This window comes from Streptomyces sp. NPDC048604, assembly GCF_043199435.1.
Classification (GTDB): domain Bacteria; phylum Actinomycetota; class Actinomycetes; order Streptomycetales; family Streptomycetaceae; genus Streptomyces.
Genome location: NZ_JBICVX010000010.1, coordinates 254,986 through 280,387, shown reverse-complemented (window position 1 = coordinate 280,387; position 25,402 = coordinate 254,986). Strand labels below are relative to the sequence as shown.

The window sequence follows — 25,402 nt, the reverse complement described above, 5'->3', positions numbered from 1 at the left end:
GTCGTGACGTGAGCGTAGGCCTCCCCGACGTCGGAACGCAACCGTCTCGTCGTGACGTGGCCGTGGCTATCATCCTGTTCATGACCACACCCCCCGGTTCCGGAGCCCCCCGCCGCACCCCCGCCGGCGCGGCCGTGCTGCGCGAGGACGTCACCGACGCGATCCGCGCCGCCGTCTTCGAGGAACTGGCCGCCGTCGGCTTCGCCCGGATGTCGATCGAGGGCATCGCGCGCCGCGCGGGCGTGGGCAAGACCGCCGTCTACCGGCGCTGGAAGTCCAAGCTGTCCCTCGTCCTCGACCTCGTCGGCGCGGTCGCCGTCCGGGGCCTGCCCGCGCCCGGGACCGGCTCGCTGTACGGAGACGTCCGTGCCCTCCTGGAGGTCGCCGCGCACGCCCTGCGGCACCCGGTGGCCTCGCAGGTCATCCCCGACCTGCTGGTGGAGGCCCACCGGAACCCCGAGATCGCCGACGCCGTCAAGGCCGTGCTGCTCGACGGGCAGCAGGGCGTGGTGGCCCAGGTGGTGCGCGAGGCCGTGGCCCGCGGGGAGCTGCCCGAGGGCGCGGACCCGGACCGCGCCCTGGACCTGGTGGTCGGGCCGCTGTACTGGCGGCTGGTCGTCGTGCGCGGCGAGCTGCCGGCCGGGTACCTGGACGACCTCGCGCGCTCTGCGGTCGCCGCGCTCACGGCGTAGCCGCGTACCGCCGTACGGCGGCCGCGGCACCGCACGGCGGCCGTCGCACCGCGCCCGCTACGTCATCGCGCCTGGGCTACTTCACCGCGCCCGCCATCACGCCCGACACGAACTGCCGCTGGAAGGCGAAGAAGACCACCAGCGGGATCACCATCGACACGAACGCGCCCGGCGCGAGCACGTCGATGTTGTTGCCGAACTGCCTGACCTGCTGCTGCAGCGCCACCGTGATCGGCGGGGACTCCGAGTCCGCGAAGATCAGCGCGACCAGCATGTCGTTCCAGACCCACAGGAACTGGAAGATGCCCAGCGAGGCGATCGCCGGGCCGCCCAGCGGCAGCACCACCCGGGTGAACAGCCGCACCTCGCCCGCGCCGTCCAGCCGCGCGGCCTCCAGCAGCTCGCGCGGGATCTCCGCGAAGAAGTTGCGCAGCAGGAAGATCGCGAAGGGCAGACCGAACGCGGTGTGGAAGAGCACCACGCCGAACGTCGTCTCGAAGATGCCGAGCGTGCCGAACAGCCTGGACACCGGGACGAGCGCCACCTGCACCGGCACCACGAGCAGTGCCACCACCGCCAGGAACCACCAGTCGCGGCCCGGGAAGTCCAGCCAGGCGAAGGCGTACCCGGCGAGCGAGCCGATCACCACGACGAGGACGGTGGCCGGGACGGTGATCAGCACGGTCGAGAGGAGGGAGTCGGTGATGCGCGCGTCGCCGAGCAGCCCCGCGTAGTTCTCCGTGGTCAGCCGCGCCGGCGCGGTGAAGACCTCCCACCAGCCGCTCGACGCGATGTCGGAGGGGCTGCGCAGCGAGGACAGCAGCAGCCCGACGGTCGGCATCAGCCAGAACAGCCCGACGAGGACGAGGAAGACCCGCATCGCCCCGCCCGCCGCCCGCGCCGCGAGCCGCGAACCCAGTGACGCCGTGGGCGCGCCGCTCGTCGCCGTGGACGCGCGTGCACGCGTCCGCGTCGTGGTCGTCATCGCCGCCCCTCCCTTCGCATCCGGCGGATGTTGAAGGCCATCACCGGAAGCACCAGCAACAGCAGCAGCACCGCGATCGCCGAGCCGACGCCCAGGTCCGCGTCCGTGCCGAACGACGAGCGGTACAGCTGGAGCGCCAGCACGTTCGCGTCGTCCTGCGCCGAGCCGGGCGCGATGATGAACACCAGGTCGAAGACCTTCAGCACGTTGATCATCAAGGTCACCAGGACCACCGCGAGCACCGGCGCGAGCAGCGGCACCGTCACCCGCCGGAAGACCTGCCACTCGTTCGCCCCGTCGACCCGCGCCGCCTCCAGGAGTTCGCGCGGCACCGCCGCGAGCCCCGCCGCGATCAGCACCATCGCGAAGCCCGCCCACATCCACACGTAGCTGCCGATGACGGCAGGAGTGACCAGCGAGGGCCCCAGCCAGTGGACGCCGTTGTACTGCTCCCGGAAGTTGCTCTCCGGCAGCCGCAGCAGCGCCCCCTCGGCCGCCGCCGGCAGACGGAACGAGCCGTCCGCGCCGGCCGTCGCCGAGGCGACGACCTTCCCGTCCTTCACCGCCTCCACCCGCAGCCCCTTGAGCCCGAGTTCCTTCGGGTCCACGGCATTGGGTCTGCCGCCGCCGCCCCTGGTGAAGTCCAGCCAGGCCGTTCCGGTGATGCCGCCCGGTTCCGCCCCGGGCCGGACCGCCGGCCGGGCGCCCTGCGGCATCTGCGCCGGCGGGACGCCGACCAGCGGGAGCAGGGCCGGTTCGCCCGCGCGGACCGGGCTCTTCGTCACGTACCCGCCGTCGCCCGTCGCCTTCAGCGGATGGACGGGCAGCGGGCGCGCCTTCGGGAACACCGAGGACTCCGCGAACGTGTCGTGCACGCCCACCCAGACCGCGTTGGCGACCCCGCGGTCCGGGTCCTGCTCGTACACCAGCCGGAAGATGATGCCGGCGGCGAGCATCGAGATGGCCATGGGCATGAAGACGATCAGCTTGAACGCCGTGCCCCAGCGCACCCGTTCGGTGAGCACCGCGAAGATCAGGCCGAGCGCGGTGGCGACCGTCGGGGCGAACACCACCCAGATCGCGTTGTTCTCGACGGCTGTCAGGATCGTGTCGTCCGTGAACAGCTCGACGTAGTTGTCGAGTCCGGCGAAGGAGTCCCCGGACCTGTCGAAGAAGGACCGCTGGACCGAGTACCCGATCGGGTAGACCACGAGCGCGCCCAGCAGGACCAGCGCGGGGAGCAGGAAGCCCGCCGCGACGGCCCTGCGGGCGCCGGTCACGTTGTGCCGGACCGAGGACATGACGTCTGCGTCCGCCGGCTCAGTTCTTGTACGCCTTGGCCGCGTCGGCCTCCAGGCGCGCCTGGGTCCCCGCGACGTCCTCGGGGTTCTTCAGGAAGTCCTGCAGCGCCTTCCACTCGCCCTTGCCGGGCGTGCCGCCGAAGGACTGCGGCATCTGGTCCGACATGTCGAAGCGGAAGTCGTCGCCGGAGGCGATCAGCGCCTTGGCGATGGTGCGCAGCACGTCGTTCGGGTACGCGGCCGGGTCCAGCGCCTTGTTGGGGGAGAGGAAGCCGCCCTGCTTCGCCCAGATGCCCGCCGCGTCCGGCGAGGCCAGGAAGGTCAGCAGCGCCTGCGCGCCCTTGGTGTCCTTCAGCGCCACCGCCGCGTCGCCGCCGGTCACCACCGGGGCCGGGCCGGAGCCCACCGCCGGGAACGGGAACACCTTCGCGTCGGTGCCGAGCTTCGCCTGCGTCTGGCCGATGTTGACGGCCACGAAGTCGCCCTCGAAGACCATCGCGGCCTTCGGCTGGTCGCCGCCGCTGAAGGTCTGCGTGACGGAGACCGGGAACTCGGTCTGCAGCGCACCCGCCGCGCCGCCCGCGATCAGCTGCGGCTTGCCGAACAGCTCGCCGAGGGTGGTGAGGGCCTGAGCGACGGACGGGTCCGTCCACTTGATCTCGTGCTTGGCCAGCTGGTCGTACTTCTCCGGGCCCGCCTGGGAGAGGTAGACGTTCTCGAACCAGTCGGTGAGCGTCCAGCCGTCCGCGCCGCCGATCGAGACCGGGGTGACGCCGGACGCCGAGATCGTCTCGGCGGTGGCGAGGAAGTCCTTCCAGGTCTTCGGCTCGGCCGCGCCCGCGTTCTCGAAGGCGGCGTTGTTGTACCAGATCAGGGACTTGTTGGCGGCCTTGAAGTACACGCCGTACTGGGTGCCGTCGACGGTGCCGAGGTCCTGCCAGCCCTTGCCGTAGTTCTTGGCGAGCTGCGCCTTGGCGTCCGCGCCGAGCGGTTTGATCCACTTCTGCGCGGCGGCCTGCTGGATCGCGCCGACCTGCGGGAGCATCGCGATGTCCGGCGGGCTGCCGCCGGCGATCTTCGTACCGAGGAAGTTGACGATCGGGTCCTGCGCGGGGACGAAGGTGACCTCCGCGCCGGTCCGCTTCTCGAACTCGTCCAGGACCTTGGTGAAGTTCTCCTGCTCGGGGCCCGTCCAGACGGCCGCGACCTCGATCTTCTCGCCCTTGAGGGACGGTAAGGAGATGCCGGGGCCGTTGCTCGGCCCCGCCTTCGGCTCCTTCTCCGCGCCCTCGCCGCCACAGCCGGCGAGGCCGAGGGCGGCGGCCGTGGTGAGGGCGGTGATCGTGAGTGCGGCCTTGCGTGTACGAAGAGTTGTCCGCATTTCTGCCCCGTCTCTTTCGTGCGCGAGCTCGTCCCGTGCCGACAGGTCTACGCCGGGGGCACGGGGCCCGCAATACCGCGTTCGGGGTCGAACGGGGGATCGTGATCCGCTCGTGACGTGCCGTCAGCGCGGGCGGCCCCGGCGCGCGGGGCCGCCGTCAGGCGTGGTTCGCGGGGGTCAGCGGGGCCAGTGGGGCGGCGTTCACGGAGCGCGCGGCGCGGTCGAGCGCGGAGGCGAGCAGGGCGAGGTCCGTCGGCCCGTTGCCCAACTCGCGGACCGGGCGGCGGGAGGGCGGATCGCCCATCCGCTCCCACTCCAGCGGGACCACGGTCGGGCGGAGCGTCGCCGTGCGCGGGATGCGGCCCGTGACCCGGCCGCCCTGGAACGGCGTCACCCGCCCGTCCGGATGGCCGAGCCGGCCGCGGCCGGGCGCGGGGTCGTCCGGGCCGGCCGACGCCGGCGGGGCGTCCAGCACGATCCGCAGCCGCGCGCCGTGCGCCAGCTCGGTGTCCGCGGTGCGGTCCGGCCGGCCCGAGGTCGCCACCAGGTGCACCCCGAGCCGCTCCCCGTTGCGGGCGACGGCCTCCAGGGCCCGTACGACGGAGCCGGCCGCGGGCCTGCCGGGCGAGCCCAGGGCGGGCGCGACCAGCGCGTCGTAGTCGTCGACCAGGACCACCAGCCGCGGCAGCCCCGCGGCGTCGGCCCGGCCCCCCCGCTCGGCGTCCTGGGGCGAGGCCTGGCCCGGGATCCGCCCGCCGACCCGGTCGCCGGCGTCGGCGGACGGGTCGTACGCCCCGGGGTCGTACGCGCTCGCCCTCCGCGCCCGGGCGCTGGGCGTGTCGCCCAGGTCGGAGGCCGTGTCGTACGCGGGCGTGCGGGCCGTGCGCGTACTGGGGGCGTCGCCCACGTCGGCGGTGCGGAGGAGACGGCCGCTCGGGCGGTCGCCGAGGTCGGCGGCGGCGTCGTACGCGGCCGAGGCCGCGCCGGGGCGGGGGAGACGGCCGCTCGGGCGGTCGTCCACGTCCGCGCCCGGGTCGTACCCGCCGGCCCGCTGCCCCCGCGCCTGCGGAACGTCCGACCAGCGGGACGTGCGGGCGCTCGGACGGGACGTCAGGTCGTCGGGGCTGGTGCGGGCGTCGGGGACGCGCGGCTCCCGGGACGGCGCGCCCGCCGCGGCCAGCAGCTCCGCGCGGCGCTTCAGCTCCGCGCCGAGGGCCTGCGCGAACGCGCGCATCCGGACCGGGTCCGAGGCCACCAGATGCTCGGTGACGTGCGGCAGTTCTGTGCAGGGCGCGAGGCCCTCGCCGCGCTCGCCGCCCGCGCCGTCGACCAGCAGCAGCCCGAGCCGGTCCGGCCGGCCCGCCGCCGCCAGCGAGGCGGCGAGCGCGCGCAGCAGCTCCGTGCGGCCGCTGCCCGGCCCGCCCTCGATCAGCAGGTGCGGGCCCTCCTCGACGAGGTCCACGGCCACCGGCCCGTGCGGACCCGCGCCGAGCACCGCCGTGCCCTCGCCGGCGGCCGCCCAGCGGGCCATCAGCGAGGCCGGCGTGGCCCGGGCCAGCCCCAGCTCGTCCAGGAGCCGCGCCGACGGCGGCAGCGCCGTCGCCACCCGGGCGCCCCGCGGCGCGGCGGCCTCCGCCCGCAGCGGCGCCAGCGCGCGGGCGAACCGCTCGGCCCAGGCCGGCGACACCGCGTCGACCGCCGCCATCGTGCCGTGCCCGGCGGGGCGGCCGCCGGCCGTGCGCAGCAGCCGCAGCGCCGTCGCCACGTCGCCGCTCAGCAGGGCGGCCGCCCCGCACTCGCGGAACGGCAGCGCGGCCGCGCAGGCCGTCTCGTACGTCGCCGCCACCGGGGACGTCGGGGAGGCGGACGGGGCCTCGGCGAGGCAGATCAGATGGATGCCGGCCGCCGCGCCCGCGCCGGCAAGGCGCGCGGTGGTCTCGCGCAGCGCGGCCGAGCCGGGGTCGCCGTCCACGATCACGACCGTGCGCGGCCCTTCGTACCGGGCGGCGGCCTCGGCGACCGCCGGGCGGTCGGCGCTCGCCCAGCCCGGGCCGAGCGGGCCGTCGTCGAGCCGGCGGGTCAGCTCGGCCGTACGGGCGGCGGCCTGCTCGCGGTCGTACGCGAGCAGCAGCCGGCAGTCCTGGCCGTGCGCGGGCCTCAGGTGCGGCAGCCAGCCGAGCCAGCCCCAGGTCCGTCGCCGCTCCTCCAGCGGACGGGCCCGGTCCGCGGCGATCAGCACCAGCTCCAGATCGGCGGGGGAGTGCAGCGCGGCGAGCTGTGCCACGACGGAGCGTGCGAGCCCGGCGAGCCGCTCGCGCGGACCGGCCAGGCCCAGCGAACCGGCCTCGCGCAGGCCGACGGTGACCGGGACCGCCGCCAGTTCGGCCCGGTCGGCCGTGCCGAGCCGGACCCCCAGCGCCTCGGGGTGCTCGGGGCCGCGCTCCCAGAGCCGGGGGCCCGGGCCGAGCGCGGTGAGCAGGACGGCGGCGGGGTCCGGCCAGGTGTCGGCGGCGGGCTCCGGGACGGCGGGCGCGGGGGCGGCGGGCCGCGCCGGGGCGCCGCCGGGGAGCGGGACCGCCTCGTCCTTGCCTCCGGCGAGCCGGCGCGCCCAGGCGCCGAGGCCGCGCTTGCGGCCGCCGTCGGGCGCGGGCCCGGCCTGGCGGCGGGTCTGTCCGGTGCGGCTGTGCTGCGCGACGCCGTGGTCGCCCTCGTGCTCGCGGGCCCGGGCGTGCGCGTCCTCGTCGGCGCCGTACGGGTGCGCTGCGGGGGCGGTGCGGTCGGCGGTGCGATCGTCCGCGCCCGGGCCCGTACCGCCGGCGGCGGGCTGCGCCGCGTACGGGATTCCGCGCCCGCCGTGCGTACGGTCGTCCGCGCCCGGGTGTGCGGGGGAGCCGTACCCGCCGCGGCCGTGCGCCCCGGTGGACACCGTCCCGCCCGAGACCTGGCCCTCCACTGCGGGCGGGGCCGCGGGCGCGGGGACGGCGGCGGGGGCGTCGCCGGGGCGGGTCACGCGCAGGTGGCCCTCGCCGTCCGGCGCCGTGGTCATCGCGTCCGCGCCGCAGGAGGCCGGCGGCGTCAGGCGCAGCGCGGACTCGCCGAGGCGGAGCAGCGCGCCGGGCGGCAGCGGTACGGCGCGGGCGCCGACCTCGGCGCCGTCCAGACTGGTGCCGTTCGTCGAGCCGAGGTCCGCGACGGTGACCCGTCCGCCGGCCTCGACCGTGACCGTGCAGTGGATCCGGGAGACGTCCGGGTCGTCCAGCGGCACGTCCGCGTCCAGGGAGCGGCCCACCCGGATCGCGCCGCCGTGCAGCAGATGCACCCCGCCCGCGTCCGGCCCCGCGACCACGTGCAGCCGGGCCGCCGGCTCGCCCGCGCCGGGGGACTCGTCCGAGCCGGGTCCGGGGCCGCCGAGGGAGAGCACCGCGCCGTCGACCAGCGGCGGCTCTCCGAGCGCGCAGCGCTGCGCGTCGAGGCGTTCCTGACCCGCGTACAGCACGACCGGGCCGGTGGAGACCGGTCCGGTGGAGTCCGGGCCGGCGACGGCCGCGGCGAGACCCGAGGCCACGGCGGCCAGGGCCGTCCCCGCCGGAGCGGTGACGAGCACGTCGCAGGAGCGCCCGGCCGCGCCGGAGTGGCCGTGGCCGGTGTGCGGCGCGAGGACGGTCAGCCGGATCTGCATCGCCGTCAGCGGTCCCTTCTGCGCGGTGCGCCCGGCAGGGGGCCGCACCGGCGGACCGGCGCCTCCCCCTGACCCGGGACGGACGCGTCGTCCGGTACAGGTCGGCACGGACCGGGGGCTCCCGACCCCACGACGCCGTGCTGAGGGCATCCTTGCACCTGCCGCGGACAACCTGTCCCCGGGTCGGCCATAAACGATCTTGAATGGTCGGCTGTGGACGCAAAAGTGCCTGGTTGCGTCCGACTCCCGACGCCTCCGGCCCGCCTCCGGCCCGCCTCCGGCCCGCCTCCGGCCCGCCTCCGGCCCGCCTCCGGCCCGCCTCCGGCCCGCCTCCGGCACGCCTCCGGCAACCGCCGGCGGCCGAGAAGCGTCTAGATCCATGTCGCGTTTCGGACAGGTCGGACACCGGCCGTACGGCGCACGCGACCTCCGCCGACCGGGCCGTGGCCGGTTCGACGGCACTAAAGTGGGTCGGACACCCTTACGGGTCACGACAGACCCCGGACCCCAGGACCACGATCAGCAGGGAGCGCGTGACGTGCGGCCAATCGGCAGCAAGTACCTGCTCGAGGAGCCGCTCGGCCGCGGCGCCACGGGCACTGTCTGGCGAGCCCGCCAGCGGGAGACGGCGGGCGCCGAGGCGGCCGTGCCCGGCCAGCCCGGCGAGACCGTGGCGATCAAGGTCCTGAAGGAGGAGCTGGCCAACGACGCGGACATCGTGATGCGCTTCCTGCGCGAGCGGTCCGTGCTGCTCCGGCTCACCCACCCCAACATCGTGCGGACCCGCGACCTGGTCGTCGAGGGCGATGTCCTCGCCCTGGTCATGGACCTCGTCGAGGGCCCCGACCTGCACCGCTACATCCGCGAGAACGGCCCGCTCACCCCGGTCGCCGCCGCGCTGCTCACCGCGCAGATCGCCGACGCGCTCGCCGCCAGCCACGCCGACGGCGTGGTCCACCGCGACCTCAAGCCGGCCAACGTGCTGCTCGCCGAGCGCGACGGACAGATGCACCCGATGCTCACCGACTTCGGCATCGCGCGCCTCGCCGACTCCCCGGGCCTGACCCGTACCCACGAGTTCGTCGGCACCCCCGCGTACGTCGCGCCGGAGTCCGCCGAGGGCCGTCCGCAGACCTCCGCCGTCGACATCTACGGCGCCGGCATCCTGCTGTACGAGCTGGTCACCGGCCGGCCCCCGTTCGCCGGCGCCACCGCCCTCGAGGTGCTGCACCGGCACCTCAGCGAGGACCCGCGCCGCCCCTCCACCGTCCCCGCCCCGCTGTGGACGGTCATAGAGCGCTGCCTCAGCAAGGACCCGGCGCGCCGCCCGAGCGCCCAGAACCTGGCCCGCGGCCTGCGCGTGGTCGCCGACGGCATCGGCGTGCACTCCAGCCCGGCCCAGATCGAGGCCGCCGAGGGCGTCGGCGCGCTGCTCGCGCCCGACCCGGCCCCCGCGCCCGTGCCGCAGACCCCCGCGGTCCCCGGCTCCGCCGACGCCACCCAGTTCCTGCCGTCCGGCTCCGCCTCGCAGTACGACCCCGGCGCCGCGACCAGCGTCCTGCCGGTGAACGGCGCAGGCGACGCGACCTCGGTCATGCCGCCGGTCCCTCCGCGCCCCGACGGCCCGCCGCAGCCGGAGGACCCGCACCCCTGGCAGACCCAGCTGCAGGGCGTCCGGGACCGCAACGAGCAGACCCAGATCCAGTACCTGGACCCGGACGAGGACCCGCTGCGCCGCCGGCCCCAGCGCCGCGCCGCGCAGCCGCCGCCGTACCAGCAGCAGCCCCAGCCGTACCAGCAGCAGCCCTACCAGCAGCCGCAGCCGCCGTACCCGCAACAGGCCCCGAGCCGCCGGCAGCAGCGGCAGCAGCCTCAGCCGCCGCAGCGCCAGCAGTACGCCCCGCCTCCGCAGCAGCAGTACGCGCCCCCGCAGCCGCCGCCCCAGCGGCCCGCGCCGCGGCCGCCGCGCGAGCCGCGTCGGCGCAGCGCCAACCCGATGCGCATCCCCGGGCTCGGCTGCCTCAAGGGCTGCCTGTTCACGATCGTGCTGTTCGTGGTCGCGGGCTGGCTGATCTGGGAGTTCACCGGGCTGAAGGACCTGGTCGCCCAGGGCCAGAGCTACTGGGAGGCGATCGGTGACGGCATCGACAGCTTCACCACGTGGATCGAAGAGATCACCAGCAGCGCCGACACCATCAGCGGCAGTGGGGGTGCTACCGGCGGTACGGGGCAGTAGGAGCCCCCGCAGGGCCGCCGACTCTGCCGATTTGTCGACTTCCAGGGGGTGATTTCCCCCCGGGAGTCGAGACCGGCGACCGGGTCCGCGTAACTTTGACGCGAACTCCAGCCGCTGAGGGAGCAGTCTTGGCACGCAAAATCGGCAGCCGCTACACGGCCCACCAGATCCTCGGGCGGGGCAGCGCCGGCACGGTGTGGCTCGGCGAGGGCCCCGAGGGCCCCGTCGCCATCAAGCTGCTGCGCGAGGACCTGGCCTCGGACCAGGAGCTCGTCGGGCGCTTCGTCCAGGAGCGCACCGCCCTGCTCGGGCTCGACCACCCCCGCGTCGTCGCCGTCCGCGACCTCGTCGTCGACGGCAACGACCTGGCCCTCGTCATGGACCTGGTGCGCGGCACCGACCTGCGCACCCGCCTCGACCGGGAACGCCGGCTCGCCCCCGAGGCCGCCGTCGCGATCATCGCCGACGTCGCCGACGGGCTCGCCGCCGCGCACAAGGCCGGCGTGGTACACCGCGACGTCAAGCCGGAGAACATCCTGCTCGACATGGAGGGCCCGCTCGGCCCCGGCGGCGCGCACCCCGCCCTCCTGACCGACTTCGGCGTCGCCAAACTGATCGACACGCCGAAGCGGACCAAGGCGACCCGGATCATCGGCACCCCGGACTACCTGGCCCCCGAGATCGTCGAGGGCCTGCCGCCGCGCGCCGCCGTCGACATCTACGCCCTCGCGACCGTCCTGTACGAGCTGCTCGCCGGCTTCACGCCCTTCGGCGGCGGACACCCCGGCGCGGTGCTGCGCCGGCACGTCACCGAGACCGTGGTCCCGCTCCCCGGCATCCCCGAGGAGCTGTGGCAGCTGATCGTCCAGTGCCTCGCCAAGGCCCCCGCCTCCCGGCTGCGCGCCTCCGAGCTGGCGACCCGGCTGCGGGACGTGCTGCCGATGCTCAAGGGCATCCCGCCGCTGGACGTCGACGAGCCGGACGCGGAGCCGGCCGCAGCGGAGCCGTACGAGGAGGAGCCGCACGCCGGCCGCGGCGGCGAGCCCGGCCCGCGCCGCGGCTCCGTCCCCCTCGTCCCCGGCGCGTCCCCGGACTCCAACCGGGACACCCACACCTCGATGCGCGTCCCGGCCCCCGACGAGCTCTCCGGCGGCCCCCTGGGCACCGCCCGCGCCCCCAGGGCCGCCGGCGCCCGACGCCCGGGCTCGGCCCGCCACAAGGCGGAGGCGGTGCGCAAGCGCCGCATCACGCTGACGGTCGCCGGGGTGCTCCTGGCGGCGGCGCTCGGCGCGGGCGCGTACGCGGCGACGAGCGGCGGCGAGGAGGCCCCGCCGCAGGACTCGAAGCAGACGACGCAGCCGTAGGCGGGAGGGCCGCCGTACGGCCGGGGGCGGCCCTCAGCGGGCTCCGGCCCGTACAGCGGTCCCTCCCGGTTGCCGGAGCCGTTACGCTGGACGCGTGGCAGTCGTCGATGTATCCGAAGAGCTGAAGTCCCTCTCCTCGACCATGGGGTCGATCGAGGCCGTCCTGGACCTCGACAAGTTGAGGGCAGACATCGCCGTGCTCGAGGAGCAGGCCGCGGCGCCGTCCCTGTGGGACGACCCGGAGGCGGCCCAGAAGATCACGAGCAAGCTTTCGCACCTCCAGGCCGAGGTCCGCAAGGCCGAGGCCCTGCGCGGCCGCATCGACGACCTCGGCGTGCTCTTCGAGCTCGCCGAGGAGATGGACGACCCGGACACCCGCACCGAGGCGGAGACCGAGCTCGTCGCCGTCCGCAAGGCGCTGGACGAGATGGAGGTCCGCACCCTCCTGTCCGGCGAGTACGACGAGCGCGAGGCCCTGGTCAACATCCGCGCCGAGGCCGGCGGCGTCGACGCCTCCGACTTCGCGGAGCGCCTGCAGCGCATGTACCTGCGCTGGGCCGAGCGCCACGGCTACTCGACCGAGGTCTACGAGACCTCGTACGCGGAAGAGGCCGGCATCAAGTCGACCACCTTCGTGGTCAAGGCCCCCTACGCCTACGGCACGCTCTCGGTGGAGCAGGGCACGCACCGCCTGGTCCGCATCTCGCCCTTCGACAACCAGGGCCGCCGCCAGACGTCCTTCGCCGGCGTCGAGATCCTCCCGGTCGTCGAGTCGTCCGACCACGTCGAGATCGACGAGTCGGACCTGCGCATCGACGTGTACCGCGCCTCCGGCCCCGGCGGCCAGGGCGTCAACACGACGGACTCCGCGGTCCGCATCACGCACATCCCCACGGGCATCGTGGTCTCCTGCCAGAACGAGCGCAGCCAGATCCAGAACAAGGCCAGCGCGATGAACGTCCTCCAGGCCAAGCTCCTCGAGCGCCAGCGCCAGGAGGAGCGCGCCAAGATGGACGCCCTGAAGGGCGACGGCGGCAGCTCCTGGGGCAACCAGATGCGCTCCTACGTCCTCCACCCGTACCAGATGGTCAAGGACCTCCGCACCGAGTTCGAGGTCGGCAACCCCCAGTCCGTCCTGGACGGCGAGATCGACGGCTTCCTCGAAGCGGGCATCCGCTGGCGCAAGCAGACGGAGAAGTAACCTCCGCCCGGGCATCCACGACGGCGCCGGTCCCCTGTCGGGGGCCGGCGCCGTCGTCGTCATCCCGGTCGTCATGGGCCGGGCCCAAAGCCCGGCGTGGGCAAGCCGATTCGCTGACGCAAGTGGAAGCGGCGCTTTTTCCTCGCTTTGTCGACACGGCAACTGCGCTAGGGGAGGCGGAAGTTCCGGGTTTACGTCACAGTTGCTTCACCGCATGGCGGGCAAGCTTGGAGGTATCGGGCATTGCGCGCGCAACGTGCTTGACGGTGCTTTGAAAACTCGCCAGGCTGGCGCGTGGCATGCGCATTTCTGGGGCGTGTGTGAACGGGGGCCGATCCAGTAACGAGACCGCCCCCTTTGGCCGTTGCCCCGAGCGCTGCTCCACAAACGATGAGCTACTGGGGGTAGCAACCAGATGACGAAGAAGACGCGCGTCCGCGTCGCGCGGATTGCGGCCGGCGCGGTGATCGCCGCCGGTGCGTCGCTCACGGCGGCGGGTGCGGCCTCGGCCGTGGGTGTGGACGTCGAGATCGCCGGGCTGAGCGTCGAGGCGAAGATCGGCGAGGAGAACGGCCAGGACGACGACCCCTGCATCCCGGGCTCGCCCGGCTGTGAGGACCCGACGTCGCCGGACCCGACCACGCCGGACCCGACGACCCCGGATCCCACCACGCCGGACCCGACGACCCCGGACCCGACGACGCCGGATCCCACCACGCCGGACCCGACGACGCCGGACCCGACGACCCCGGACCCGACGACGCCGGATCCCACCACGCCGGACCCGACGACGCCGGACCCGACGACCCCGGACCCGACCACGCCGGACCCGACCAACCCGGGCCCGACGAACCCGGACCCGACCAACCCGGGCCCGACGAACCCGGACCCGACCAACCCCGGTCCGACGAACCCGGACCCGACCAACCCCGGGACCACCGACCCCGACCCCACCAACCCCGGCAACGGTGACGGTGGCGCGGGTACCTGCACCGTGGACCTCGACGGCGCCGAGTGCGTCGACAACGACCCGGGCACCAACAACGCCGGCTCGCAGCCCGTCGAGCAGGGCAAGGCCAAGGAGGAGCTGGCCGAGACCGGCGCCGCCGAGACCACGTTCCTGCTCATCGGCGCCGCGACCATGATCGCCGGTGGCATCGGCTTCCGTATGCTGCCGCGTCTGGTCTCCGGCGGCCGTGGCGCCGCTGCCTAAGGCGTAGCGCACACAGCAGAGGGCCGGGGCGGCTGTTCCTTCCAGCCGCCCCGGCCCTTCGTGTGCGTGTGCTGCGCCGCTACGCGGTCTGCAGCGCCGTGATCAGCGCCGCCGCCGCCACCAGGGCGAGCACCAGCGCCAGCAGCATCGCGGGGTTCAGGCCGCCGAAGGGGCCCTCCTGCTGCATCCGCTCCCGATTCGCCCGGCAGACGGGGCACCGCCCCTCCGCGACGGGCGCCGCGCAGTTGGCGCACACCAGTCGGTCGTAGGTCATGCGCTCTCCTCTCCCGCGGTCTTCCGCGCGGCGTTCTCCCCGTACAACGCTCCGGGGAACGCAGCCGTTCCCCCTCCCACTGTGCCAGCTCTCGCGGGTTTCGGCGCGCCCCGCCCGTGTACCGCCGGATTCCGCCGGTTCCGCCCGGAGGGGCGAAAAGGATATAACGCTCAAGCCGGGGCAGCGACTGCGCGGGCGGTCCCCCGTCGCGTAGTGTCACGCACACCCATACTCCCGGCCGACCGTGGTGCACTTGTGATCCGATTCGACAACGTCTCCAAGTCCTATCCGAAGCAGAATCGCCCCGCGCTCCGGGATGTCTCCCTGGAGATCGAGAAGGGCGAGTTCGTCTTCCTCGTCGGCTCGTCCGGCTCCGGAAAGTCCACCTTCCTGCGGCTGCTCCTGCGCGAGGAGCGCGCCAGCCACGGTCAGGTGCACGTCCTCGGAAAGGACCTGGCCCGGCTCTCCAACTGGAAGGTGCCGCACATGCGGCGCCAGCTCGGCACCGTCTTCCAGGACTTCCGCCTGCTGCCCAACAAGACCGTCGCCGAGAACGTGGCCTTCGCGCAGGAGGTCATCGGCAAACCGCGCGGCGAGATCCGCAAGGCGGTGCCCCAGGTGCTCGACCTCGTCGGCCTCGGCGGCAAGGAGGACCGGATGCCCGGCGAGCTGTCCGGCGGTGAGCAGCAACGCGTCGCCATCGCCCGGGCGTTCGTCAACCGGCCGATGCTGCTGATCGCGGACGAGCCCACCGGCAACCTGGACCCGCAGACCTCCGTCGGCATCATGAAGCTGCTCGACCGCATCAACAGGACAGGGACCACCGTCGTCATGGCGACCCACGACCAGAACATCGTCGACCAGATGCGCAAGCGCGTCATCGAGCTCGAAGGCGGGCGCCTCGTCCGCGACCAGGCTCGCGGCGTCTACGGTTACCAGCACTGAGCGGGCGGGAGACAGCACATCATGCGCGCTCAGTTCGTGCTTTCCGAGATCGGCGTCGGCCTCCGGCGCAACCTGACGATGACCTTCGCCGTGATCGTCTCCGTGGCCCTGTCGCTCGCCCTGTTCGGCGGCGCCCTGCTCATGCGCGAGCAGGTCAGCACCATGAAGGACTTCTGGTACGACAAGGTCAACGTCTCCATCTTCCTCTGCAACAAGAGTGACGCGGCGACCACGCCGAAGTGCGCCAAGGGCGCGGTCACGGGGCAGCAGAAGGAGCAGATCAAGTCCGATCTGGAGAAGATGGACGGCCTCGTCGAGAAGGTCCACTACGAGTCCGCCGAAGACGCCTACACGCACTACAAGGAGCAGTACGGCGACACGCCCATCGCCGCCACCATCACCCCCGACCAGATGCAGGAGTCGTACCGGGTCAAGCTCAAGGACCCGGAGAAGTACAAGGTCGTCGCGACGGCCTTCGCCGGCCGGGACGGCGTGCAGTCCGTCCAGGACCAGCGGAGCATCCTGCAGAACCTGTTCGACCTGATGAACGGCATGAACGTGGCCGCGCTCGGCGTTATGGGCCTGATGCTGATCATCGCGCTGATGCTGATCATCAACACCGTGCGCGTCTCCGCCTTCAGTCGCCGGCGCGAGACGGGCATCATGCGGCTGGTCGGCGCGTCCAGTTTCTACATCCAGATGCCGTTCATCATGGAGGCCGCGTTCGCCGGACTCCTCGGCGGAGCCGTGGCCTGCATCCTGCTGCTGGTCGGCCGGTACTTCCTGATCGACCACGGGCTCGCGCTCGCCGAGAAGATGCAGCTGGTCAACTTCATCGGCTGGGACGCCGTGTTCGCCAAACTCCCGCTGGTCCTCGTCATCGGCCTGCTGATGCCCGCCATGGCCGCCTTCGTCGCATTGCGCAAGTACCTGAAGGTGTGACGAGCGCCGCCTCCACACCACGAGCGCCGTACGGGCAACCGCCGTACGGCGCTCGGTGCTTGTCCTAGAGTGGGCGGCATGGTGGGCCCAGGCTTCTGTCGCAGGCCCCGTCGCCACGGCGTCGGGGCCGCCCTGACGCTGGTCTTCGCGGGCGTGCTCGCGGCCGCCGTGGTGACCGACACCCTGCCGCGCGTCCGGCCCGAGGAGCCGCCGGCCCTGAGCGGGGCCGCCCGCCCGGCCGGCGGCACCGTCGACCGCGAGGCGCTGACCGAGGCCGCTGCGGAGGCGATCGCCGACGGCAAGTCCGGCACCCAGGCCGCCGAGGAGTTCGTCAGCCGCAGCGGCGACCGCTGGGGCGCGGTGTACGACAGCCGGGAATACCAGGAGTTCGAGCAGACCCTCGGCGGCCGGTACACCGGCGTCGGGCTCTCCGCCCGGCACGCCGCCGACGGGGGCGTCGAGGTGGCGGACGCCCGCGCCGACGGCCCCGCCGGACGGGCCGGGCTGCGGGCGGGCGACCGGCTGCGGAGCGTCGACGGCCGCCCGGTCCACGGGCTGTCCGTCTCCGAGGTGGTCTCCTTACTGCGCGGCGACGGCGTCCCCGGCTCGCCGGTCGTGCTCGGCATGGCCCGCGGCGGGACCGTCTGGACGGCGACCCTGAAGCGGGCCCGGCTGGCCACCGAGACGGTCACCGTGCGGCGGCTCGACGACGGGGCCGTGCTGATCCGGGTCACCGCCTTCACCCGCGGCGCCGGCGACCGGGTGCGCGAGGCGGTCCGGTCCGCCCCGGCCGGCGTGGGCGTCCTGCTCGACCTGCGGGGCAACTCCGGCGGCCTGGTCGCCGAGGCCGCGGTGGCCGCCTCCGCCTTCCTCGACGGCGGCCTGGTCGCCACGTACGACGTGGACGGCGAGCAGCGCGCGGTGTACGCGCAGGGCGGCGGCGACACCCGCCGGCCCGTGGTCGCGCTGATCGACGGCGGCACCATGAGCGCGGCCGAGCTGCTGACCGGCGCCCTGCAGGACCGCGGCCGGGCGGTCACGGTCGGCGCCCGCACCTTCGGCAAGGGCTCCGTGCAGATGCCCAGCGCCCTGCCCGGCGGCTCCGTCGCCGAGCTCACCGTCGGCCACTACCGCACCCCGGCCGGGCGCGGCGTCGACGGCCGCGGGATCACCCCGGACCTCACCGTCGGCGACGGCTCGGGTCCGCGCGCCGAGGAGCAGGCCCGCTCGGTATTGAGTGGCCTCAGGAGGGGCTCGTAGTGCGAAAATGACCGCACTATGGCAAAGGGACTCGTGAACGTGCAGGGCAAGCCTGCCAAGAAGAACACCAAGGACAAGGGTCCGGAGCGCAAGCTCATCGCGCAGAACAAGAAGGCGCGGCACGACTACCACATCCTCGACACCTACGAGGCGGGCCTCGCCCTCATGGGCACCGAGGTGAAGTCGCTGCGGATGGGCCGGGCCTCGCTGGTCGACGGCTTCGTGCAGATCGACGGGCACGAGGCGTGGCTGCACAACATCCACGTGCCGGAGTACTCGCAGGGCAGCTGGACCAACCACTCGGCGAAGCGGAAGCGGAAGCTGCTGCTGCACCGCGCCGAGATCGACAAGCTGGAGCAGAAGGCGGGCGAGACGGGTCACACGATCGTGCCCCTCGCGCTGTACTTCCTGGGCGGCCGGGTGAAGTGCGAGATCGCGCTGGCCAAGGGCAAGAAGGAGTACGACAAGCGGCAGACCCTGCGCGAGCAGCAGGACACGCGCGAGGCGAGCCGGGCGATCGCGGCCGCCCGCCGGCGGCAGCGCGCGCGGGAGCGTTAACTCGCTGGCAACCGGGCCCGGTGGTCACGTACCATGGGCCCTGCACCTCACAGCGGGTGCACACCTTGAAAAAACAACATGGGGATGATCGGTTTCGACAGCGGATGTCGAAGCAGGGGAAGCGTGTCGAGGAAGCGGCAATGATCTCGTAAACCACGCGCCGAAACCTATAATCGCCAACACCAAGCGCGATTCCTTCGCCCTCGCTGCCTAAGTAGCGACTTGCGAAGTGTCAGCCCGGGGCTGTTCCCGACCCGGATCCTGGCATCATCCAGGGGACTAAACCTTGATCCCGGTCACGGGGTGAAGAGGGAAATCAAACAGTGACTGAGCCCGTTCCGGACTTGTCTGGGTGATCCGGAGGGCTGAGAAACTCGTACCAGACTGCACACGGAGAAGCCCTGATTCCGCACCGTTGGACGCGGGTTCGATTCCCGCCATCTCCACGCGTTGGAGTTGGTCCGGGGGGCATGCCCCCCAGACCCCCTCATCCCATGTGGGCGAAGGCCCGGTGGTCTCACGACCGCCGGGCCTTCGTCATGCCCGCCGGGCCTTCGTCATGTACAGCAGCAGCGCGGTGGCCGCCGCCAGCGGCGGGGCGAGGTAGCCGTACGCCGCCGCCGGGGCGTGCTCGGCGGCCCAGCCGCCCGCCGCAGAGCCGGCCGCGATCCCGCCGAGCAGGGCGGTCACCGCCAGCGTCATGCCCTCGTTCAGCTGCGCCGCGGGCGTCAGCCGCTGCACCAGCGACATGCCCGTGACCATCGTCGGGGCCGTCGCCATGCCCGCGAGGAGCAGCCCGCCCGCCAGGGCGAGGAGGGACCCCCTCGTGACCGTGGCCGCGAGCAGCGGCAGCGTCATCAGCGTCGTCATCGCCGCCAGGCAGGCGCCGAGCCCGGCGGCCCGGCGGACCCGGCCGTAGACCAGGCCCGCCGCGCACGATCCGGCCGCCTGCAGGGCGAGCACCGGACCGGCGACCGGACCGTCCACGTACGCCAGCGTCACCACCTCCATCGCGCCGAACACCGCGCCCGTCGCCAGGAAGACCCCCAGCAGCGGCGCCATGCCCGGGGCGCGCAGCGGCGAGCCGGCCCGGGTCCGCGGGGCCACCGGCGGTTCCGTGGAGCGCTGCGCGGCGAAGAGCAGCACCCCGCCGAGGAACAGCGCCGCGGCCACCAGCGTGCCGGCCTGCGGGAAGAGCGCCGCGCACAGGAACGCGGCGAGCACCGGCCCGAGCATGAAGCACAGCTCGTCCGTGGCCTGCTCGAAGGCGTTCGCGGTGTGCCGGGCCGCCGGGTCGTCCCGGTACAGATGGGCCCAGCGGGCCCGCGACATGGCCCCGGTGTTGGGGGTGGTCGCGGTCGCCGCGCAGCTGACGAAGAGCGTCCAGGCCGGCGCCCCGGCCCGTACGCACAGCAGCAGCGCCAGATGGCCGAGCACCGCGAGGACCGTGGCGGGGACGGCGATCCGGGCCTGCCCGTACCGGTCGACCAGCCGCGCCGTCCACGGGGCGACGACCGCGCCGACGGCCAGCCCGGTCGCGGTGACCGCGCCGGCCAGCGCGTACGAGCCGTACGCCGCGGAGATCATGATCACCGCGGAGACGCTGAACATGCCCATCGGCAGCCGGGCGACGAGGTTGCCCGCCGTGAACGCCTTGGCCCCGGGGGCGGCGAACAGCCGGACGTAGGGGTTGGCGCTGCGCCGCCGCGGCGCTGCGGGACGGGCGTCGTAGCGGGGGGCGAGGGCGGGGCCGTGCGGGGTCAGGGTCAGGGGGATCCGAGGCATGGATCAAGGTTCACGGAGGCGTCCCGGCCCGGTCCAACACCTAACCGATGGCCATTCACGCACCTGCGTTGTTAAATGCCGGGTGGCCTCCTCGACCGATCTCGACCCGCGACTGCTGCGCGCCTTCACCGCCGTCGCCGACGAACTGCACTTCACCCGCGCCGCCGCCCGGTTGTACGTGGCCCAGCAGGCCCTCAGCCGGGACATCCGCCGTCTGGAACGGGAGTTGGGCACGGACCTGTTCGTGCGCACCACCCGGCAGGTCACCCTCACCGCGGACGGCGAGCGGCTGCTGCCGTACGCCCGGCAGGTCCTCGCCGCGCACGACGCGCTCGCCGACGCCTTCCGGGACGCGGCTCGCCCGCTGCTCGTCGACCTCAACAGCCCGGACCTCAAGACCCCCTGCCGCGTCCTGTCCCGGGCCCGCGAACTCGCCCCCGAGCAGGAGTTGATGGCCCGGTACGAGAGCGGGCTCACCGGGGCCGCGGCGCAGATCGTGGCCGGCGGGCTCGACGTCTCCTTCGGCCGGTACGGGGGGCTCGCGGCGGCGACGCGGGCCCGGCTCGACGCGCAGTTCGTCCGGTACGAGCCGATGGCCGTGATCCTGCCCGAGGACCACCGGCTCGCCGGCCTGCCCGAGGTGCCGCTCGGCGCGCTCGCGGGCGAGCGGATCTACGCGGGGGCGGGCAACGAGCGCACCCCCGAGTGGACCGACCTGGCGGTCCGGCTGTTCGCCGGGCGGGGCATCGAGATCGCGCCGCCCGCGCCGCTCGCCGTCGGCAAGGAGGAGTTCCGGCGGCTGATGGCCAAGCACCGCACGCCCGTGCTCGCCGTCGTCGGCTTCCCGCCGATGCCGGGCTCCGTGCTGCGGCCGCTCACCGGCCCCGTACCGCTCTCCCCGGTGTCGCTGGTGTGGCGGCGCGGGCTGCGGCATCCCGGTCTGGACGCGGTGCGCCGGGCGGCGGCGGAGCTCGGCGGCAGCGAGGGGTGGCTCGTACGGCCTCCGGGGGCCTGGCTCCCGGAGGGGGAGCCGGGCCTGCCCGCGGCCTGACGCGGCTGCTCACACGACCCGCCGCGGCCCCGTGAGAGCAAGGTTCCGTACCCGTCACCTCGCGGCATCGGCCTGAAACGCGCCCTCCCTAGCGTCGGGGAACAGGTTGGGACACGACACGGAGGTGGGACATGGGCGGTCGGTGGATCGAACGCTGGGAGCCGGAGGACGAGACGTTCTGGCGTGAGCAGGGAGAGAGGATCGCCAAGCGGAATCTGCTGTGGTCCGTGTTCTCCGAGCACGTCGGCTTCTCGATCTGGACCCTCTGGTCGGTGATGGTCCTGTTCATGGGGCCGGAGTACGGGATCGGTCCTGCGGACAAGTTCTTCCTGATCGCGACCGCCACCTTCGTCGGCGCCTTCGTCCGCATCCCGTACACCTTCGCGGTCGCCCGCTTCGGCGGCCGGAACTGGACGATCGTCAGCGCGCTGCTGCTGCTCCTGCCGACCGGCCTGGCGTACGCGGTGATGGAGCCGGGGACCTCGTACGGGACGTTCCTGCTGGTCGCCGCGCTCACCGGCGTCGGCGGCGGCAACTTCGCCTCCTCGATGACCAACATCAACGCGTTCTTCCCGCTCCGCAAGAAGGGCTGGGCGCTCGGTCTCAACGCGGGCGGCGGCAACATCGGCGTCCCGGTGGTCCAGCTGGTCGGCCTGCTGGTCATCGGCACGGCCGGCGCGGCGCACCCGCGGATCGTGCTCGGCGTCTACCTTCCGCTGATCGTCGTGGCCGCGGTGTGCTCGGCGCTCTTCATGGACAACCTGGCCCCGGTGAAGAACGACACCGGCGCGGTGAAGGAGGCCGCCCGGGCCCGGCACACCTGGATCATGGCGTTCCTGTACATCGGCACCTTCGGTTCCTTCATCGGCTACAGCTTCGCCTTCGGCCTGGTGCTCCAGACGCAGTTCGGCCGGACCCCGCTGCAGGCCGCCTCGCTGACCTTCGTCGGCCCGCTGCTCGGCTCGCTGATCCGGCCGGTCGGCGGCTCGCTGGCCGACCGGTACGGCGGCGCGCGGATCACGCTGTGGACCTTCGTCGCGATGGCGGCGTCGACCGGCGTCGTCGTCTACGCCTCGGTGATCGAGTCGCTGACCGTGTTCCTCGTCGGCTTCATCGGGCTGTTCGTGCTCAGCGGCCTCGGCAACGGCTCCACGTACAAGATGATCCCCGCGATCTTCCTCGCCCAGGGCCACCGCAAGGGCCTGGCGGGGGAGGAGGCCGAGGCGTACGGCCGCCGGCTCTCCGGGGCCTCCATGGGGCTGATCGGCGCGGTCGGGGCGATCGGCGGGCTCGGTATCAACCTCGCCTTCCGGCAGTCCTTCCAGACCGCGGGCTCCGGCACCTCGGCCTTCCTCGCCTTCCTGGCCTTCTACGCTGCGTGCATCGTCGTCACCTGGGCGGTATACCTTCGCGGGACGGTCGCCGTGCCGGACACCGCGGAGGCGGCGGCCGACGAGGCGCAGCCCGGATACGCCGAGGTGTGAGCCGGCAGTGGTCGGCGACACAGGGGTCCGTAACGACCGGGAAATACAGGAGAACCGAGACTGTCACGCGGTGCCGTCAGTCTCGGTTCCCATGAACGAGCAAGAGCAGGGGCCCCTCGCGGGGTTCACCGTCGGTGTCACGGCGGCGCGGCGCGCGGACGAGCTGGCCGCGCTGCTGCGCCGCCGCGGCGCGGCCGTGGTGCACGGGCCGGCACTGCGGATCGTCCCCCTGGCCGACGACACCGAGCTCCTCGCCGCGACGAAGGAACTCATCGGCAACGCCCCGGACGTCGTCGTCGCCACCACGGCGATCGGCTTCCGCGGCTGGATCGAGGCGGCCGAGGGCTGGGGCCACGGGGATGAGCTCCTCGACTGTCTGCGCGGGGTGGAGCTGCTGGCCCGCGGGCCGAAGGTGAAGGGCGCGGTGCGGGCTGCCGGGCTCACGGAGAACTGGTCGCCCTCCTCGGAGTCCATGGCCGAGGTCCTGGAGCGGCTGCTCGCGGAGGGCGTGGCGGGCCGCCGGATCGCCCTGCAGCTGCACGGGGAGCCGCTGCCGGGGTTCGTGGAGGCGCTGACGGCGGGCGGCGCGGAGGTCGTCGGGGTGCCGGTGTACCGGTGGATGCCGCCGGAGGACCTCGCGCCGCTGGACCGGCTGCTCGACCAGACGCTGGCCGGTTCGCTGGACGCGGTGACGTTCACCAGCGCGCCGGCGGCGGCCTCGCTGCTGACCCGGGCGGAGGACCGGGGCGTCCTCCCGGAGCTGCTCGCCGCGCTGCGGCACGAGGTGCTCGCGGTGTGCGTGGGGCCGGTGACCGCGCTGCCGCTTCAGGCGCGGGGCATCGACACGCTCCAGCCGGAGCGGTTCCGGCTCGGGCCGCTGGTGCAGCTGCTCTGCCGGGAGCTGCCGGCCCGGGCCCGTACGCTGCCGGTGGCCGGCCGCAGCGTCGAGATCCGCGGGCACGCGGTGCTCGTCGACGGAGTGCTCCGGCCGGTGCCGCCGGCGGGCATGGCGCTGCTCGGCGCACTGGCCCGCAAGCCGGGCTGGGTGGTCTCCCGGGCGGACCTGCTGCGCGCGCTGCCGGGCGCGGGCCGCGACGAGCACGCGGTGGAGACGGCGATGGCCCGCCTCCGCACCGCCCTGGGCGCCCCGAAGCTGATCCAGACGGTCGTCAAGCGCGGCTACCGGCTGGCCGTGGACCAGGCGGCGGAGACGAAGTACGCGGACGCGTAGGGAGGTTCCGAGGGAGCCCGGGGCCGGCCCCAGGGTTCTGAGGGGCCCGGCTCCGGCCGGTCGGCGCCCCCGCGCCTCTCAGCGCTCCCGCAGTGCCGTCGCCCGCAGCAGGCAGCCGAAGCCCAGGACCGTCAGCACCAGGCGGACCAGGTTCCAGGCGACCCACGGGGTCTCGAAGTCCGCCCGGGCCACGGCGATGTCCCCGGCCGCCGCGAGGGCGTCGTTCAGTGGGACGCTGACCGCCGAGGTGACCACGAAGACCGCGACGTAGAGCGCGAGCGCCGCGAGCACCCAGCCCCTCGCCCGGGTGCGGCGCTGCTGCCAGGCCGCGATCCCGGTGAGGACCAGCGCGCCGAAGAACGGCGTGAAGAACACCGGGTTCTGGATCACGTCGTTGATGTTCCGCATCACCTCGACGAAGGTCTCGTCGTCACTGCGCCCAAGCGCCGGCATCACCGAGCACACATAGGCCAGCCACACCCCCGCGACCAGTCCCGTCGCCGCCGTCGCCGCGCCGAGCACGGCGCCCCGTCCCGTCCCGCCCCTGTTCTCTGTCATGGGCACAGTCAATCGATGGGCGGCCCGCGGGACCATGGATATCCGTCCACGTTCCATATGCGGGCGTCTACCGTGGCCCGATGATCGACATACGGCCCGCCGGCCCCTCCGACGCCCCCGCCCTCGCCGCCGCGCTGGTGCGCATCCGGGAGTATCTGCGCCCCTGGGAGCCCTACCGGGCCGAGCGGTACTACACCGCCGAGGGGCAGGCCGAGCGGCTCGCGGACGGCGGGCGGCGGCGGGTCGCCGTGGACGGCGAGGCGATCGTCGCCCTGGCCATGCTCTCCGGGATCGTCGAAGGGCCGTTCCGCAGCGCCTCCCTCGGGTACTGGGTGGATCCCGCCTACGCCGGGCAGGGCCTGGCCACCCGGCTCGTCGACGACGTGTGCCGGGCCGCCCGCGAGGAGTCCGGGCTGCACCGGATCGAGGCGTGCACCCTGCTCGACAACCACGCCTCCCAGCGCGTCCTCGCCAAGTCCGGCTTCGTCCGCATCGGCACCGCCCCGGACTACCTGCACATCGACGGCGCCTGGCGCGAACACCACCTCTTCCAGCGGATCCTGCACGACGATCCTCCGCCGCACCCCTAGTCGGCCGCGCCCCGCGTGGGCACTCTGGTGGCGGCACCGCGCCGACCGTCCCCCGACCGCGAGGTGGTGACAGGGTCATGACCGTGCTCGCCGGTCCCCCCGTACGGATCGACGCCGGACGGATCTGTCTCGACCTGGCCGCCCAGCCGCCCGACCGCGCCGACGCGCTCGACCGCTGGCTGCACGCCGAGGGCCTCGTCCCCGGCGCCACCCGGCTGCCCTCCGTGGACGCCCGCTGGGTCGCCCGGTTCCGCGAACTCGGCGACTGCGTCAACGCGTTGGTGCACGGCCAGCTCCGCGGCGCCGGCCCCGACCCGGCCGCCCTCGCCCGGCTCAACGCCCTCGCCGCGGCCGCCGCCCCGCCCGCACCCCGCGCCGTGCGCAGCGAGACCGGCGGCCTCGTCCGGGAGTTGAGCGCCGAACCCGACTGCCGTGCCCTGCTCGCCGCCGTCGCCCGCGACGCGGTCGACCTGCTCACCGACCCCGTCGCCCGCACCCTGCTGCGGCAGTGCGAGAGCGACGACTGCCACCGCTGCTACCTCGACACCTCCCGCGGCCGCCGCCGGCGCTGGTGCTCCAGCGAGGTCTGCGGCAACCGCGAGCGCGTGGCCCGGCACCGCCGCCGGCATCCGGCGCGAAGAAATTCCGCCGCGCGTTGAACACCGCCCCGGT

21 protein-coding genes and 1 other RNA gene are annotated in these 25,402 nt (G+C 73.9%); 15 read left to right on the top strand and 7 right to left on the bottom strand.

Annotated elements, in window-relative coordinates:
* Positions 1–80 precede the first annotated feature (80 nt).
* Entirely contained in the window at positions 81–692 is a 612-nt protein-coding gene (locus ACGFMM_RS22205; protein WP_393648111.1) for a TetR/AcrR family transcriptional regulator, read from the top strand.
* Positions 693–768: 76 nt separating this feature from the next.
* On the opposite strand, the gene ACGFMM_RS22200 is transcribed toward ACGFMM_RS22205, so the two are convergent.
* The 4 genes from ACGFMM_RS22200 to ACGFMM_RS22185 all read right to left on the bottom strand — a co-directional run bounded on the left by ACGFMM_RS22200 (position 769) and on the right by ACGFMM_RS22185 (position 8,038).
* Positions 769–1,677: a carbohydrate ABC transporter permease gene (locus ACGFMM_RS22200; RefSeq protein ID WP_393648110.1), complete on the bottom strand. Its 909-nt coding sequence runs from the start codon at positions 1,675–1,677 to the stop codon at positions 769–771.
* Entirely contained in the window at positions 1,674–2,978 is a 1,305-nt protein-coding gene (locus ACGFMM_RS22195) for a carbohydrate ABC transporter permease (RefSeq protein ID WP_393648109.1), read from the bottom strand. Before ACGFMM_RS22195 ends, ACGFMM_RS22200 begins: the two co-directional genes overlap by 4 nt.
* A gap of 19 nt (positions 2,979–2,997) precedes the next feature.
* Positions 2,998–4,359 carry an ABC transporter substrate-binding protein gene (locus ACGFMM_RS22190; RefSeq protein ID WP_393648108.1) on the bottom strand — a complete coding sequence of 454 codons (1,362 nt, stop codon included), beginning with the start codon at positions 4,357–4,359 and terminating at the stop codon, positions 2,998–3,000.
* A gap of 157 nt (positions 4,360–4,516) precedes the next feature.
* A complete protein-coding gene (locus ACGFMM_RS22185; protein ID WP_393648147.1) occupies positions 4,517–8,038 on the bottom strand; it encodes an FtsK/SpoIIIE domain-containing protein in 3,522 nt (1,173 codons plus the stop codon).
* Between the two features lie 538 nt (positions 8,039–8,576).
* On the opposite strand from ACGFMM_RS22185, the gene ACGFMM_RS22180 reads away from it, so the two are divergent.
* The 4 genes from ACGFMM_RS22180 to ACGFMM_RS22165 all read left to right on the top strand — a co-directional run bounded on the left by ACGFMM_RS22180 (position 8,577) and on the right by ACGFMM_RS22165 (position 14,052).
* Positions 8,577–10,274: a serine/threonine-protein kinase gene (locus ACGFMM_RS22180; RefSeq protein ID WP_393648107.1), complete on the top strand. Its 1,698-nt coding sequence runs from the start codon at positions 8,577–8,579 to the stop codon at positions 10,272–10,274.
* 128 nt (positions 10,275–10,402) lie between these two features.
* On the top strand, positions 10,403–11,638 hold the full coding sequence (locus tag ACGFMM_RS22175; protein WP_393648106.1) for a serine/threonine-protein kinase: 1,236 nt from the start codon (positions 10,403–10,405) through the stop codon (positions 11,636–11,638).
* Between the two features lie 94 nt (positions 11,639–11,732).
* Positions 11,733–12,839, top strand: a complete 1,107-nt coding sequence (prfB, locus tag ACGFMM_RS22170; RefSeq protein ID WP_393648105.1) for a peptide chain release factor 2 — start codon at positions 11,733–11,735, stop codon at positions 12,837–12,839.
* Positions 12,840–13,254: 415 nt separating this feature from the next.
* The gene (locus ACGFMM_RS22165; RefSeq protein ID WP_393648104.1) at positions 13,255–14,052 is read left to right on the top strand and encodes a hypothetical protein; all 798 of its coding nucleotides are present in this window, start codon (positions 13,255–13,257) and stop codon (positions 14,050–14,052) included.
* 79 nt (positions 14,053–14,131) lie between these two features.
* Here ACGFMM_RS22165 and ACGFMM_RS22160 read toward each other — a convergent pair whose 3' ends face one another.
* Complete coding sequence (locus tag ACGFMM_RS22160) at positions 14,132–14,326, bottom strand: hypothetical protein (RefSeq protein WP_393648103.1); 195 nt, start codon at positions 14,324–14,326, stop codon at positions 14,132–14,134.
* Positions 14,327–14,581: 255 nt separating this feature from the next.
* Between ACGFMM_RS22160 and ftsE the strand changes: the two genes are divergently transcribed.
* From ftsE to ssrA, 5 genes are all read left to right on the top strand, one after another.
* Entirely contained in the window at positions 14,582–15,271 is a 690-nt protein-coding gene (gene ftsE / locus ACGFMM_RS22155) for a cell division ATP-binding protein FtsE (RefSeq protein ID WP_393648102.1), read from the top strand.
* A 21-nt stretch (positions 15,272–15,292) separates the two neighbouring features.
* Entirely contained in the window at positions 15,293–16,213 is a 921-nt protein-coding gene (gene ftsX / locus ACGFMM_RS22150) for a permease-like cell division protein FtsX (RefSeq protein ID WP_393648101.1), read from the top strand.
* 78 nt (positions 16,214–16,291) lie between these two features.
* Positions 16,292–17,473 (top strand): S41 family peptidase, encoded by a 1,182-nt coding sequence (locus tag ACGFMM_RS22145; protein WP_393648100.1) that lies wholly within the window; start codon positions 16,292–16,294, stop codon positions 17,471–17,473.
* Between the two features lie 18 nt (positions 17,474–17,491).
* Positions 17,492–18,031 (top strand): SsrA-binding protein SmpB, encoded by a 540-nt coding sequence (gene smpB / locus ACGFMM_RS22140; RefSeq protein WP_393648099.1) that lies wholly within the window; start codon positions 17,492–17,494, stop codon positions 18,029–18,031.
* A gap of 80 nt (positions 18,032–18,111) precedes the next feature.
* Positions 18,112–18,480, top strand: a transfer-messenger RNA (tmRNA) gene (ssrA, locus tag ACGFMM_RS22135).
* 88 nt (positions 18,481–18,568) lie between these two features.
* Here ssrA and ACGFMM_RS22130 read toward each other — a convergent pair.
* Positions 18,569–19,816: an MFS transporter gene (locus ACGFMM_RS22130; protein WP_393648098.1), complete on the bottom strand. Its 1,248-nt coding sequence runs from the start codon at positions 19,814–19,816 to the stop codon at positions 18,569–18,571.
* Between the two features lie 82 nt (positions 19,817–19,898).
* Between ACGFMM_RS22130 and ACGFMM_RS22125 the strand changes: the two genes are divergently transcribed.
* The 3 genes from ACGFMM_RS22125 to ACGFMM_RS22115 all read left to right on the top strand — a co-directional run bounded on the left by ACGFMM_RS22125 (position 19,899) and on the right by ACGFMM_RS22115 (position 23,582).
* Positions 19,899–20,867, top strand: a complete 969-nt coding sequence (locus tag ACGFMM_RS22125) for a LysR family transcriptional regulator (protein ID WP_393648097.1) — start codon at positions 19,899–19,901, stop codon at positions 20,865–20,867.
* A gap of 131 nt (positions 20,868–20,998) precedes the next feature.
* Complete coding sequence (locus tag ACGFMM_RS22120; RefSeq protein ID WP_393648096.1) at positions 20,999–22,351, top strand: nitrate/nitrite transporter; 1,353 nt, start codon at positions 20,999–21,001, stop codon at positions 22,349–22,351.
* 91 nt (positions 22,352–22,442) lie between these two features.
* On the top strand, positions 22,443–23,582 hold the full coding sequence (locus ACGFMM_RS22115; RefSeq protein ID WP_393648095.1) for a uroporphyrinogen-III synthase: 1,140 nt from the start codon (positions 22,443–22,445) through the stop codon (positions 23,580–23,582).
* A 78-nt stretch (positions 23,583–23,660) separates the two neighbouring features.
* Here the strand turns inward: ACGFMM_RS22115 and ACGFMM_RS22110 are convergent, their stop codons facing one another.
* The gene (locus ACGFMM_RS22110; RefSeq protein WP_393648094.1) at positions 23,661–24,140 is read right to left on the bottom strand and encodes a DUF1772 domain-containing protein; all 480 of its coding nucleotides are present in this window, start codon (positions 24,138–24,140) and stop codon (positions 23,661–23,663) included.
* A gap of 80 nt (positions 24,141–24,220) precedes the next feature.
* Between ACGFMM_RS22110 and ACGFMM_RS22105 the strand changes: the two genes are divergently transcribed.
* Positions 24,221–24,730: a GNAT family N-acetyltransferase gene (locus ACGFMM_RS22105; RefSeq protein WP_393648093.1), complete on the top strand. Its 510-nt coding sequence runs from the start codon at positions 24,221–24,223 to the stop codon at positions 24,728–24,730.
* Between the two features lie 77 nt (positions 24,731–24,807).
* The gene (locus tag ACGFMM_RS22100; RefSeq protein ID WP_393648092.1) at positions 24,808–25,389 is read left to right on the top strand and encodes an ABATE domain-containing protein; all 582 of its coding nucleotides are present in this window, start codon (positions 24,808–24,810) and stop codon (positions 25,387–25,389) included.
* The last annotated feature ends 13 nt before the right edge of the window (positions 25,390–25,402 follow it).

Coding starts and splice junctions, on each gene's coding strand:
- ACGFMM_RS22205 (WP_393648111.1), top strand. CDS start 81: ATGACCACACCCCCCGGTTCCGGAGCCCCCCGCCGCACCCCCGCCGGC.
- ACGFMM_RS22200 (WP_393648110.1), bottom strand. CDS start 1,677: ATGACGACCACGACGCGGACGCGTGCACGCGCGTCCACGGCGACGAGC.
- ACGFMM_RS22195 (WP_393648109.1), bottom strand. CDS start 2,978: ATGTCCTCGGTCCGGCACAACGTGACCGGCGCCCGCAGGGCCGTCGCG.
- ACGFMM_RS22190 (WP_393648108.1), bottom strand. CDS start 4,359: ATGCGGACAACTCTTCGTACACGCAAGGCCGCACTCACGATCACCGCC.
- ACGFMM_RS22185 (WP_393648147.1), bottom strand. CDS start 8,038: ATGCAGATCCGGCTGACCGTCCTCGCGCCGCACACCGGCCACGGCCAC.
- ACGFMM_RS22165 (WP_393648104.1), top strand. CDS start 13,255: ATGACGAAGAAGACGCGCGTCCGCGTCGCGCGGATTGCGGCCGGCGCG.
- ACGFMM_RS22160 (WP_393648103.1), bottom strand. CDS start 14,326: ATGACCTACGACCGACTGGTGTGCGCCAACTGCGCGGCGCCCGTCGCG.
- ftsX (WP_393648101.1), top strand. CDS start 15,293: ATGCGCGCTCAGTTCGTGCTTTCCGAGATCGGCGTCGGCCTCCGGCGC.
- ACGFMM_RS22145 (WP_393648100.1), top strand. CDS start 16,292: ATGGTGGGCCCAGGCTTCTGTCGCAGGCCCCGTCGCCACGGCGTCGGG.
- smpB (WP_393648099.1), top strand. CDS start 17,492: ATGGCAAAGGGACTCGTGAACGTGCAGGGCAAGCCTGCCAAGAAGAAC.
- ACGFMM_RS22130 (WP_393648098.1), bottom strand. CDS start 19,816: ATGCCTCGGATCCCCCTGACCCTGACCCCGCACGGCCCCGCCCTCGCC.
- ACGFMM_RS22120 (WP_393648096.1), top strand. CDS start 20,999: ATGGGCGGTCGGTGGATCGAACGCTGGGAGCCGGAGGACGAGACGTTC.
- ACGFMM_RS22115 (WP_393648095.1), top strand. CDS start 22,443: ATGAACGAGCAAGAGCAGGGGCCCCTCGCGGGGTTCACCGTCGGTGTC.
- ACGFMM_RS22110 (WP_393648094.1), bottom strand. CDS start 24,140: ATGACAGAGAACAGGGGCGGGACGGGACGGGGCGCCGTGCTCGGCGCG.
- ACGFMM_RS22105 (WP_393648093.1), top strand. CDS start 24,221: ATGATCGACATACGGCCCGCCGGCCCCTCCGACGCCCCCGCCCTCGCC.
- ACGFMM_RS22100 (WP_393648092.1), top strand. CDS start 24,808: ATGACCGTGCTCGCCGGTCCCCCCGTACGGATCGACGCCGGACGGATC.